10 protein-coding genes are annotated in these 12,364 nt (G+C 34.0%); 7 read left to right on the top strand and 3 right to left on the bottom strand.

The annotated features are described in order from the left end of the window. Positions 1 to 164: 164 nt before the first annotated feature. The 3 genes from HM982_RS02910 to HM982_RS02900 all read right to left on the bottom strand — a co-directional run bounded on the left by HM982_RS02910 (position 165) and on the right by HM982_RS02900 (position 5,038). Entirely contained in the window at positions 165 to 1,331 is a 1,167-nt protein-coding gene (locus tag HM982_RS02910; protein ID WP_179351619.1) for a formimidoylglutamase, read from the bottom strand. Between the two features lie 6 nt (positions 1,332 to 1,337). Then, positions 1,338 to 3,890: a type I DNA topoisomerase gene (topA, locus tag HM982_RS02905; RefSeq protein ID WP_179351618.1), complete on the bottom strand. Its 2,553-nt coding sequence runs from the start codon at positions 3,888 to 3,890 to the stop codon at positions 1,338 to 1,340. Between the two features lie 359 nt (positions 3,891 to 4,249). Next, a complete protein-coding gene (locus tag HM982_RS02900) occupies positions 4,250 to 5,038 on the bottom strand; it encodes a hypothetical protein (RefSeq protein ID WP_179351617.1) in 789 nt (262 codons plus the stop codon). A 258-nt stretch (positions 5,039 to 5,296) separates the two neighbouring features. Between HM982_RS02900 and miaB the strand changes: the two genes are divergently transcribed. The 7 genes from miaB to groL all read left to right on the top strand — a co-directional run bounded on the left by miaB (position 5,297) and on the right by groL (position 12,342). Then, positions 5,297 to 6,742: a tRNA (N6-isopentenyl adenosine(37)-C2)-methylthiotransferase MiaB gene (miaB, locus tag HM982_RS02895; protein WP_179351616.1), complete on the top strand. Its 1,446-nt coding sequence runs from the start codon at positions 5,297 to 5,299 to the stop codon at positions 6,740 to 6,742. Positions 6,743 to 6,819: 77 nt separating this feature from the next. Next, positions 6,820 to 8,091 (top strand): sigma-54 interaction domain-containing protein, encoded by a 1,272-nt coding sequence (locus tag HM982_RS02890; RefSeq protein ID WP_179351615.1) that lies wholly within the window; start codon positions 6,820 to 6,822, stop codon positions 8,089 to 8,091. Positions 8,092 to 8,233: 142 nt separating this feature from the next. Next, complete coding sequence (locus HM982_RS02885) at positions 8,234 to 8,737, top strand: LptE family protein (protein WP_246296557.1); 504 nt, start codon at positions 8,234 to 8,236, stop codon at positions 8,735 to 8,737. A gap of 3 nt (positions 8,738 to 8,740) precedes the next feature. After that, positions 8,741 to 9,730: a hypothetical protein gene (locus HM982_RS02880; RefSeq protein ID WP_179351614.1), complete on the top strand. Its 990-nt coding sequence runs from the start codon at positions 8,741 to 8,743 to the stop codon at positions 9,728 to 9,730. A gap of 1 nt (position 9,731) precedes the next feature. Then, positions 9,732 to 10,061 carry a preprotein translocase subunit SecG gene (gene secG, locus HM982_RS02875; RefSeq protein ID WP_179351613.1) on the top strand — a complete coding sequence of 110 codons (330 nt, stop codon included), beginning with the start codon at positions 9,732 to 9,734 and terminating at the stop codon, positions 10,059 to 10,061. 247 nt (positions 10,062 to 10,308) lie between these two features. Continuing rightward, positions 10,309 to 10,584, top strand: coding sequence for a co-chaperone GroES (locus HM982_RS02870; RefSeq protein WP_179351612.1), 276 nt, complete (start codon positions 10,309 to 10,311; stop codon positions 10,582 to 10,584). A gap of 126 nt (positions 10,585 to 10,710) precedes the next feature. After that, positions 10,711 to 12,342 carry a chaperonin GroEL gene (gene groL, locus HM982_RS02865; RefSeq protein WP_179351611.1) on the top strand — a complete coding sequence of 544 codons (1,632 nt, stop codon included), beginning with the start codon at positions 10,711 to 10,713 and terminating at the stop codon, positions 12,340 to 12,342. The last annotated feature ends 22 nt before the right edge of the window (positions 12,343 to 12,364 follow it).

The raw sequence follows: 12,364 nt of genomic DNA, 5'->3' as shown, positions 1-12,364 counted from the left end.
TCATAGTAACTCTAGGTTAAATTAGTCCTTATTATTTTTTGAGGTCGTAAACATATTTATATATTTCCGAATAAACAACTTTTTTTATATTTTTTTTGCATTTCATCCTTAAAATAAGCGTTTCGTCGATTAAAAAAGTGTTAAAATTCGACTAACTACGCTTTTTAGAAGCTATTCTTCCTGTAGGCTTTATACCAACGTTCCGGTATTTCACCTTGAGTAGCTTGCACATAATCGAGATGCATGCATGGTAATAACGTGTGCTTTTTTAATTTATTATTAACATTTGGCAAAAAGGGAATTTCAATCCACCAACGTCCGGTTTTTAAGCTTTTATAAAAAATTAGCTCATCCTCTTCAACCAATACATTATACTTCTGGTAGTGGTTTTCATTATTAAAGTCATCGTCTTTAATTCTACAATTAACCCCTTCTATAAAATACCATATCATTTGAGCCACCAACATAGACGTTGCGCTATCGTTCTTTGAACCATTATATTCATATATCCCAAAAGAGGAGACTTTATTACTTATGCCAGCGTATCTACTAATGGCACAAATCTCTTTTCCTGAAAAACCATTTGGCGAATATTTTTGATTGTCACTTACTTCTGCTGCTCTAACCGATTTTAAATCTACAGAAACAATATGTGCATCGCGCATTAATGGTTCTACTTTACTAACATCACCCGAAACTGATCCTAAACGATAGGCCTCAAAGTACAACTTTTCTATGAGGTCTATCTCTTCTTGAGAGTTAAAATATGTTTGATAGCCAATTGTAGTGTAATTAAACAAATTATAGGGTTCTTCAACAATCACTTTTCCTACATAACTATTGTTCTTAATAGGAAGGTTAGCATCTCCTAAATCAAAGTTCGTATCTACACTAACCACATTTACCATGGGCATAAGCGCATCGTAAGCACGATAATTAGCATAAGTTAAATCTTGACTACCGCCTAATATAATAGGTATGATTTTTTTTTCTACTAAAACAGATATTGCGGTACGAATCGCAAAATAAGTATCTTCTACCGTTTCACCTGGCTCAATATCACCTAAATCTGCAATTGTTGAATACCAATTCCCTGGGAATAGCGTATAAAGTGTTTTTCGAATAGAATCGAAATTAACTTTAGCGCCCATATAATTAATATCGTTTCTGTTCTCTTGTACGCCAATGATAGCCATTTGAACATCTTCCAAGTCTGGAATTCCGTTTTGGCGAGAATGAACCTTAATTTTTTTTCCTAGCGCTTGCTGCGCTGTTAGTTCATTGTGAGCTAAAACCGCATCTGATACAGGCGTAAGAAAGTTAAAATTCATATACAATTACTTCTTTTTTGTCGTTGTTATCTTTTTAGCAGTCGTTTTTTTCTTAGTCGTAGTAGCCTTCTTCTTTGTGGCACGCTTTTTAGTCGCCTTCTTTTTAGGCGCATTTTTTTCGAGTAAAGCTTGTGCCTTTTCTAAGGTCATTTTACTAACATCAACTGTTTTAGCTAATTCTAGTTTTTGTTTACCCTTAATAATATTATGCCTTCCCCATCTTGCCTTTTCTACGCGAATACCTTCTTCTTCCCAATTATGGATAACCTTATCAATTTCTTTTTGAATTTTCTCTTCAATCAAAGTTACAATGTCTTCCTCGGATAAATTATCCCAGTCATATTTTTTATTAACATTGATAAACATATTGTTCCATTTTATAAATGGCCCAAAACGTCCTTTTCCTTTGGTGACCTCCAAATCCTTATACATATATATAGGAGCATCTGCTAATTCTTTCTCCTTGATATAAATTAACGCTTCATCATACTCAACGCTTAATGGATCAACACCTTTAGGCAATGAAACGAATTTTTTACCGAATTTAACATAAGGTCCAAATCGTCCGTTATTAACTACGACTTCTTCGTCCTTATAATGCCCTAAGGCTTTTGGAAGCTTAAATAAATCCATAGCTTCTTCAAAAGTTATAGACCCTAATTGTTGATCTGGTGATAAACTTGCATACTGGGGGTCTTCATCATCATCAGGTTTACCTAATTGAACTAATGGTCCAAATTTACCAAGTCGTACTAAAACTGTTCGCCCTGTTTTTGGATCAGTCCCTAAGATGCGTTCACCCGATTCGCGTTCTGCATTTTCTTGCACGTCTTTGACATGTGGATGAAAACCTTTGTAGAAATCCTTCATCATTTCTCGCCAGTTTTCTTTGCCTTCTGCGATATCATCAAACTTATCCTCTACTTTAGCTGTAAAGTTGTAATCTAAAATGCTTTCAAAATGATTGACCAAAAAATCAGTTACAATCATGCCGATATCAGTAGGCACTAATTTTCCTTTATTAGAACCTGTTTGCTCTGAAAGCGTATTTTCGTTTATCTTTTGGTTTTCAAAAACCAGTTGTTTGTATTGTCTTTCATCACCTTCATGCGTTCCTTTTTCTACATAGTTTCTATTCTGAATCGTAGAAATTGTTGGTGCATAAGTAGATGGACGGCCAATACCTAACTCCTCTAATTGCTTTACTAAAGATGCTTCTGTAAATCTTGAAGGCGGCCTAGTAAAACGTTCTGTAGCTGTGATGTATTTATTCTGAAGTGCTTCACCTACTTTTAAATCTGGTAAAATACCTTCATGTTCTATATCTTCATCATCAGTACCTTCTAAGTAAACTTTTAAAAAGCCTTCAAAAGTGATGATTTCACCATTAGCTGTAAATTGTTCACTTATTTTAGTGCTGGCGTTAATTTGAATTTTAAGATTGGTGCGTTCTAATTTTGCATCACTCATTTGAGATGCAATTGAACGTTTCCAAATTAAATCGTATAATCTTGCTTGATCGCGCTCGACATTAACGGTATGGTTTGCAAAATCTGTTGGACGAATAGCTTCGTGAGCCTCTTGTGCCCCTTTAGATTTTCCTTTATAATTTCTTGGATTACTGTATTCTGAACCGTAAGCCGAAATAATTTCATTCTCCGCCCCTTTTTTGGCTTCGTCAGATAAGTTAACACTATCTGTTCTCATGTAAGTTATAAGACCCGCTTCATATAAACGCTGTGCATTACTCATGGTTCTACTTACTGAATACCCTAATTTACGCGAAGCTTCTTGCTGAAGTGTAGACGTTGTAAATGGTGCCGCAGGTGATTTTTTTGCTGGTTTCTTTTGTAGGTCAGCAACCTCATAAGAAGCATTAATATTTGCTTTTAAGAATGCTAAAGCTTCTTTTTCAGAACCAAAATTCTTTGGCAGTTTTGCTTTAAATGAATTTCCTTTCTCATTAGTAAATTCGGCATCAACTCTATATGAGGCTTTAGCTTTAAAAGCTTGCACATCGCGTTCGCGTTCTACAATTAAACGTACAGAAACAGACTGAACCCTTCCTGCAGACAAGCCGCCTTTTACTTTTCGCCATAAAACAGGTGATAACTCATAACCAACAATACGATCTAATACACGTCTTGCCTGTTGCGCATCTACCAAATTATAATCAATGCTTCTAGGGTTTTCAATAGCCTTGTTTATCGCTGATTTTGTAATCTCATGAAAAACAATACGTTTCGTTTTATCTTTATCTAGTTTTAACGTCTCTGCTAAATGCCACGCAATAGCTTCTCCTTCACGATCCTCATCACTCGCTAGCCATACAATATCTGCTTTCTTTGCTAAATCTTTAAGTTTTTTTACGACATCTTTTTTATCTTTAGAGACCTGATACTTAGGCTTAAAGTCACCTTCTACATCGACTCCCAATTCTTTGGAGGGCAAATCAGCTATGTGCCCAAAACTGGACTCTACTTTATAACCTTTTCCTAAAAACTTTTCAATAGTTTTAGCCTTTGCAGGTGACTCAACGATAACGAGATTTTTTGACATTCTTAAATTTTTGCGTTTACAAATGTATAAGAAAATTAAGATACAAACCTAATTTGGTCTTAAATACCAAACATTTTATCGTCATTTTTCTTTTAATGAACAAAAAAAGCCTTACAAATTGTAAGACTTTAAATTTTAAATTTAATTTTTTTTTAATTCGTAATTAGAAACATTTTATTTCAATCTTAAATAGAAAAAGGTTGTAATCTTGGATTTATTTCGAATTTCAGAATGATAAAATTATAGGTGTTTCTGATACCAACTTCAAACCGTTATTAAGTTTTAGGCCTAGCATGCTATTGATCACAAAAAAACAACTTTGACTCTAAAATAACATGGAACTTAGCTAAACGCTATATTTAAAATGTAGTCAGTTGCTCTATACGTCTCAGTTGCTCGCTTTCATCATCAAACCCCACCACTTCCTTATAGATTATATAGGATGGCAAATAGTTAAACGACGAGGTCACATAAATTCCAAAACCACACATTAAAAACCCTATTACCGTAGACAGAAACCAGGTTATTAATAACAATCCAAAAGAAATCAACCACTTTTTATTACCGAGATTAAAAGCTTGTTTTATAATTTCTGATATTGACAAATCTGGATTAAATGCATAAATCACCAAAATAAACGATAATGGAACGATTGCATATATTAAAGGTACAAAAAACAATAGTGTGGCTAAAAAAACAATCCCTATAAGCGCGATACTCAAGGTTATCGTTTTTCCTAAATATTGTTTTTTCAAAAAATAAAAATAATCTTCCTTTCCTTCCTGACCTAAATCCTTAAACTTACAAATTCTATAAAATGCAGCTTTTAGACCAAGTGCAATTGTACTCATCGCTAAAATTAAAAAGATATAAAGTACCCCCATTACAACAATCATTATTCCGCTAAAATCAGACATTGTAGAAGATCCATACGTATTAGCATCACTAAACGCATCCGCTAAACCTAGCAATATTATAGGGATATAAACAATCATCATTACTGGTATTGCCAAAACAAGATTTAATAACAAAACGATTAATCCTTGTACCCATACTTTTTTGAATAACTCAATACATTGGTTAAAAACAATCCCAAAATCTAATGCTTTTGCATTCTCTATTCGACTTTTAATTTCTATGAAGTTCATTTATGATAAATTTGGTTAGTGCCTCAAACTAACGCTATTTATTAGATATAATCAAGAAAAAAATAATAAGATCAATCAAAGACTTATACGTTGATATCACTTTTTCAAAACCAATCTTAACTAAATTATAACTGCCACTTTGTCACAATCTATAAAATAGTATTATCTTTGCATCCTTATATTAAGAATTACGAATTGATTATAAAAAGGAAAACTTTTTTATAAACTTATGAGATTCCCGCTTTCATGGGAAATGCTATGGAAAAAACAATAGACGAACAAAAACAAGGCGAAACCTTAGTTTTAGACCAAAAAGAAGGCAACCAACGCAAACTATTTATAGAGAGTTATGGTTGTGCAATGAATTTTAGCGACAGTGAAATTGTAGCTTCTATTCTTTCTGAACAAGGATTTAATACCACTCAAACGCTTGAGGAAGCTGATCTTGTTTTGGTAAACACCTGCTCCATAAGAGATAAAGCAGAGCAAACCGTTAGAAAACGACTACAACAATATAATGCTATAAAACGAACCAATCCAAAAATGAAAGTTGGCGTATTAGGCTGTATGGCAGAACGGTTGAAAACAAAATTTCTTGAAGAAGAAAAAATTGTTGACTTAGTTGTTGGTCCGGATGCTTATAAAGACTTACCTAATCTTTTAGCCGAAGTTGATGAAGGTAGAGATGCCATCAACGTCATTCTTTCTAAGGAGGAAACTTATGGCGATATTTCACCTGTAAGATTAAACAGTAATGGCGTTACCGCTTTTGTTTCTATAACACGTGGTTGCGATAATATGTGTACGTTTTGTGTTGTACCGTTTACAAGAGGTAGAGAACGCAGTAGAGACCCCCAAAGTATAGTTGAAGAAATTAATGAACTTTGGGACAAAGGCTATAGAGAAATTACACTTTTAGGTCAAAATGTAGATAGCTACTTATGGTATGGTGGCGGCTTAAAGAAAGATTTTAATAACGCTTCTGATTTTCAGAAAGCAACAGCTGTTAATTTCGCTAAGCTTTTAGAACTATGCGCTAAAGCACAACCTAAAATGCGTATTCGTTTTTCTACATCTAATCCGCAAGATTTTACGTTAGATGTGATTGAAACCATGGCGAAATACAATAACATTTGCAAACACATCCACTTACCTGTTCAAAGTGGCAGTGATCGTATTTTAAAAGAAATGAACCGTTTACACACACGCAAAGAATACTTTGAGCTTGTAGACAATATTAAACGTATCATTCCTGAGTGTTCAATAAGTGTCGATTTAATTGCTGGTTTTCCTACAGAAACTGAAGAAGACCATCAAGACACCTTGTCTCTAATGGAATACGTTAAATATAATTTTGGTTATATGTTTACCTATTCTGAACGCCCAGGAACATTAGCTGGTCGTAAAATGGAAGATGACGTACCAGAAGACATAAAGAAGCGACGTTTAAGTGAGATTATAAAATTAGAGCGTAAGTACAGTGAAATGAACACGCGTAGTCACCTCAACACAACTGTTGAAGTTTTAATTGAAAAAGCCTCTAAAAAATCAGATGAACAATGGTCAGGTAGAACATCAGACAATACTGTTGCTGTTTTTCCGAAGGAACATTATAAAGTCGGCGACTTAGTCAATGTATATATTACAGATTGTACTAGTGCAACACTCATTGGTAAAGCTGTTGACTATTCAGATTATAATTAAAAATTAATCTTATTCTATACGAACAAAAAAATATTTTATTAACCTAAAAAAGATTCTTGCCTTTGCAGGAAATTAATATGGAATCTATTCAAGCCATAAAACAACGTTTCGGTATTATAGGAAACGACCCAAAACTCAATCGCTCTATAGAAAAAGCGATTCAAGTTGCTCCTACTGATATTTCTGTTTTAGTAACAGGAGAAAGTGGTGTTGGAAAAGAGAGTATTCCTAAAATAATACATCAAATTTCACATAGAAAACACGGTAAATATATCGCTGTAAACTGTGGTGCTATTCCAGAAGGAACTATTGACAGTGAGTTATTTGGACATGAAAAAGGCGCTTTTACAGGTGCAACAACAACCCGATCTGGTTATTTTGAAGTCGCTGATGGTGGAACTATTTTTTTAGATGAAGTTGGTGAGCTACCACTAACTACTCAAGTACGTTTACTTCGTGTTTTAGAAAATGGCGAATTTATTAAGGTAGGGTCAAGTAAGGTTCAAAAAACCAATGTTAGAATTGTAGCCGCTACAAACGTCAATATGTTTGAAGCCATAAAGAAGGAAAAATTTAGAGAAGATCTTTATTACAGACTAAGCACCATAGAAATCAACTTACCTCCACTAAGAGCACGCAAAGATGATATCCATTTATTATTTAGAAAATTTGCGAGCGACTTTGCTTTAAAATATAAAATGCCAACGGTTAAATTAACGGATGATGCTGTAAACGCTCTTGAAAATTACCGCTGGAATGGAAATATAAGACAACTTCGCAATGTTGCAGAGCAAGTTTCTGTTTTAGAACAGAACCGTACTATTGATAACAAAACACTTCAAAACTACCTCCCAAACATTGGTAGCAATTTACCCGCTGTTGTTAGCAATTCTAAATCTGAAAGTGATTTTAGCAGTGAACGAGAAATTCTATACAAAGTTTTATTTGATATGAAGGGCGACCTTAACGATCTTAAAAAACTCACTATGGAACTCATGAAAAAAGGAAGTGATGCTGATGTTCAAAAAGACAATGAACATTTAATTCAGAAAATCTATGGGGACGCTGATGAAAAAGATGAAGAATTTGAAGCTGCTGTAGAAGACTTAGAAATATTAGCCATTCCTGAGCATAAGGAAACTGCCGAGGAAATCATATCGGAAGCTGCTGATAAATACCATTTTGCCGAAGAGATTGAAGAAGAGGAAACCCTATCTTTACATGACAAAGAATTAGAATTAATAAAAAAGTCTTTAGAACGTCACAGTGGAAAGCGCAAATTAGCAGCTGCAGAGCTAGGAATTAGCGAACGTACACTTTACCGAAAAATCAAACAGTTTGATCTTTAGGATATTTTTATGACCTCTATAACACTAAAATGCTGTTTTTTATGTTTTTAGTTTAAATTAGTCTAAAAAAAACTAAAACCTTATTATTACAGTTAGTAAAACATAACGGGTTCTATAATCACAAATAAAAAATACTTAGTCGTTGAAAAATTTAAAATTCATATTAATCCTCTTTATTGGTCTTACAGTTATGGGCTGTAAAGTCAATTATTCATTTTCAGGTCTTACGGAAACACCCGATACGTTTCAAGTTAATTTTTTTCAAAATAATGCCGATTTAGTAGAGCCTGGTTTAGACCGAGATTTCACTATAGCATTACAAGACCTAATTGTTAACCAAACAAGTTCGCAATTAGTAAATACAGGAGGTGAAGTTATTTACGAAGGTGAAATTGTAGAATATCGCATATCGCCTATGACAGCAACAGCAGATAATACAGCTGCTCAAAACAGATTAACCATTGGTGTAAATGTGCGTTATATTAACACTAAAGATGAAGAAAAAGATTTTGAACAACGCTTTTCCTTCTTTTTTGATTATCCCGCTGCAGACCAACTCACAGGAAGCACAAAAGATACTGCCTTTGAGGAAATTTTTGAGCGCCTCACCCAAGATATAGTTAACGCCTCATTATCAGACTGGTAAATTATGCAGCTTCAAGACCTCACTTATTTATTACAAAAACCAGAAGCCGTTACCGCAGCGCAAACCGAATTATTAGCTTCAACAATTAAAACATATCCTTATTTTCAACCGCTTAGAGCACTATATCTTAAAGGCTTAAAGCAAAAAGAAAGTTATAAATACAACAACGCTTTAAAAATTACAGCTGCACATACTACAGATCGCAGTGTATTGTTTGACTATATAACTTCGGAAGTGTTCAATCAGAATGAGATATCGGAACAAATTAAACAAAACACCGAGCACATTAAAACGATTGAAGTTAATGCTGCAGATGATATATCAGTACACAAAAGTGTTGCTATAGACGATGCTTTAAATGAGCAAATAAAAGCAACAGAAGGTGTTTTAGACCCAGGCTTATTTGAGGTAAAACCAATGCCTAAACCACGATTAGAAGTTAAAGCGTCAACTATTGAAGATTCAATTATAGCTGTTGATGTAAAAAACATCTCAGCCGAAAAACAACTTAATATCGGAAAACCTTTAGAATTCGACAAAACAGAAAATCACTCTTTTACAGAATGGTTAAAGATAACGAGTTTTAAACCCATTGTTAGAGATGAAGTTGAAGTTGAATCTGAAGTTGAACCAGAACCCGAAACTAAGCCAGAAGTTGAGCCTAACATTACACCACAAACTGAAAACCTAGAGGAAGAAACTAAGACACCTTTAGAAAATAAACTTGCTATTATAGATAAATTTATTAGCGAAAACCCAAAAATTAAACCGGTTAAAAAAGACGCTCCTAAACCTAAGTTAGTCAATAATGATAGTACTATTTCAGACAGTTTAATGACTGAAACTTTGGCGCGAATTTATTTAGAACAAAAAAACTATGATAAAGCAATTCAATCTTACAAAATTTTAAGTTTGAAATATCCAGAAAAAAGTAGTTTCTTTGCACACCAAATAAAATTGGTTAAAGAATTAAAAGATAATAATACCCTATAAAATGAATGCATTTACAATATTTTTAGTCCTAATCGTTATCGTTGCCTTTTTACTTGTCGTAGTAGTTATGGTACAGAATCCTAAAGGCGGTGGATTATCATCATCTTTTGGTGGTGGTGGCACACAACAATTAGGAGGTGTGAAGAAAACCGGAGACTTTTTAGATAAGAGTACTTGGGTTTTAGCAACCGCATTAATCGTTTTAATTTTAGCTTCTAACTTAACTATCGATTCTGGTGGAGGTGTAGAATCTAAAGCATTAGACACTAATGAGTCTACAGAAATGCCTGTTTTACCAACATCAACAACAGATGAAACGCCAGCTGAATAACAGCTAACCGTAAGCATTTCAAAAAAAAAATTATAAAGCCAACTTTAAAAAGTTGGCTTTTTTTTTTGCGCCAAAATTAATTGTACTACAAAAACGAGAAATTAATTATAAGACTTTAAAACCTAAAATCTACCTGTGATTTAAAATAGATTATTAGGTATGAAACTTTGTCAGACTTTCTTCATTGGCATAATTTTCGACTATTACTTTAGCATTAAATCAATAATTAACTAAAAAACATATAGTAATGAGTTTAAACATTAAACCTTTAGCAGACCGCGTTCTTGTAGAACCAAAGGAGGCTGAAACTAAAACAGCTTCAGGCATTATTATTCCAGATAATGCAAAAGAAAAACCGCAAAAAGGAACTGTTGTTGCCATAGGAAATGGTAAAAAAGACGAACCTCTAACCGTTAAAGTTGGTGATACAGTACTTTATGGAAAGTATGGTGGAACTGAACTTAAATTAGAAGGTAAAGATTACTTAATGATGCGCGAAAGTGACATCTTAGCAATTATCTAAATAATTGCAAATTCCAAAAATTATAAAAAACAAATTCCAAAATCCTTGAATGACAATAGCTATAATTCCTTTTGGAATTTAGTATTTGAATTTTGAGATTTAAAAATTTAAACAAAATTTTTCACTATGTCAAAAGATATAAAATTCGATATTGAAGCACGCGACGGCCTAAAACGTGGTGTTGATGCTTTAGCAAATGCAGTAAAAGTAACTTTAGGACCAAAAGGGCGTAACGTTATTATAGGAAAATCATTTGGTGCACCTCAAGTTACTAAAGATGGTGTTTCTGTTGCAAAAGAAATTGAGCTAGAAAATGAGTTAGAAAACATGGGAGCGCAAATGGTTAAAGAAGTGGCTTCTAAAACTAACGACTTAGCTGGTGATGGTACAACTACAGCTACCGTATTGGCACAAGCCATTGTAAAAGAAGGCTTAAAAAATGTTGCTGCTGGCGCTAATCCAATGGATCTAAAACGCGGTATAGACAAAGCTGTTGAAGCCATTGTAAAAGATTTAGAAAAGCAAGCTCAAAAAGTAGGTAGCGATTCTGATAAGATTAAGCAAGTTGCAGCTATTTCTGCTAACAATGATGATACTATTGGCGAATTAATCGCTAAAGCATTCGGAAAAGTTGGTAAAGAAGGTGTGATTACTGTTGAAGAAGCTAAAGGCATGGAAACTTATGTTGACGTGGTTGAAGGTATGCAGTTTGACAGAGGCTATTTATCACCTTATTTTGTTACTGATTCTGATAAAATGATTGCTGATTTAGAAAATCCATACATTTTATTATTCGATAAGAAAATTTCTAACTTACAAGAAATTCTTCCAATCTTAGAACCTGTAGCGCAATCTGGACGCCCATTGTTAATCATTGCAGAAGACGTTGAAGGACAAGCCTTAGCAACATTAGTGGTTAACAAATTACGTGGTGGACTTAAAATCGCTGCTGTAAAAGCACCAGGTTTTGGAGACAGACGTAAAGCGATGTTAGAAGATATTGCTATCTTAACAGGAGGTGTTGTTATTTCTGAAGAAAGAGGCTTCTCATTAGAGAATGCAGATCTTTCTATGTTAGGTACTGCTGAAACGGTAACTATTGACAAAGACAACACAACCATTGTAAATGGTGAAGGTAATGCTGAAGATATTAAGGCTAGAGTTAACCAAATTAAAGCTCAAATTGAAACAACGACTTCAGATTACGATAAAGAAAAACTTCAAGAACGTTTAGCTAAATTAGCTGGAGGTGTTGCTGTACTTTATGTTGGTGCTGCTTCTGAAGTTGAAATGAAAGAAAAGAAAGACCGTGTTGATGATGCTCTACACGCTACTCGTGCTGCCGTAGAAGAAGGTATTGTTGCTGGTGGTGGTGTTGCTTTAGTTCGTGCTAAGAAAATCTTAGAAAAACTTTCTACAGATAATTTAGATGAAACTACAGGTGTTCAAATTGTAAATAAAGCAATTGAATCGCCATTAAGAACGATAGTAGAAAATGCAGGTGGTGAAGGTTCTGTGGTCATCAATAAAGTTTTAGAAGGTAAAAAAGACTTCGGTTATGATGCAAAATCTGAAGCTTATGTAGATATGCTAAAAGCAGGTATTATTGACCCTAAAAAAGTAACACGTATTGCTCTAGAAAATGCAGCTTCCGTAGCTGGTATGATCTTAACGACAGAGTGTGCTTTAGTTGATATTAAAGAAGATGCGCCTGCTATGCCTCCAATGGGTGGCGGTGGAATGCCTGGCATGATGTAATTTGAACGCTCAATTAACAATT

This window comes from Winogradskyella vidalii, from assembly GCF_013403955.1.
Classification (GTDB): Bacteria; Bacteroidota; Bacteroidia; order Flavobacteriales; family Flavobacteriaceae; genus Winogradskyella; species Winogradskyella vidalii.
Note: the sequence above shows the minus strand (reverse complement) of the source record. Positions and strands in the feature narration are given on the sequence as shown.

Coding starts and splice junctions, on each gene's coding strand:
- groL (WP_179351611.1), top strand. CDS start 10,711: ATGTCAAAAGATATAAAATTCGATATTGAAGCACGCGACGGCCTAAAA.
- HM982_RS02900 (WP_179351617.1), bottom strand. CDS start 5,038: ATGAACTTCATAGAAATTAAAAGTCGAATAGAGAATGCAAAAGCATTA.
- miaB (WP_179351616.1), top strand. CDS start 5,297: ATGGAAAAAACAATAGACGAACAAAAACAAGGCGAAACCTTAGTTTTA.
- HM982_RS02910 (WP_179351619.1), bottom strand. CDS start 1,331: ATGAATTTTAACTTTCTTACGCCTGTATCAGATGCGGTTTTAGCTCAC.
- topA (WP_179351618.1), bottom strand. CDS start 3,890: ATGTCAAAAAATCTCGTTATCGTTGAGTCACCTGCAAAGGCTAAAACT.
- HM982_RS02870 (WP_179351612.1), top strand. CDS start 10,309: ATGAGTTTAAACATTAAACCTTTAGCAGACCGCGTTCTTGTAGAACCA.
- secG (WP_179351613.1), top strand. CDS start 9,732: ATGAATGCATTTACAATATTTTTAGTCCTAATCGTTATCGTTGCCTTT.
- HM982_RS02890 (WP_179351615.1), top strand. CDS start 6,820: ATGGAATCTATTCAAGCCATAAAACAACGTTTCGGTATTATAGGAAAC.
- HM982_RS02880 (WP_179351614.1), top strand. CDS start 8,741: ATGCAGCTTCAAGACCTCACTTATTTATTACAAAAACCAGAAGCCGTT.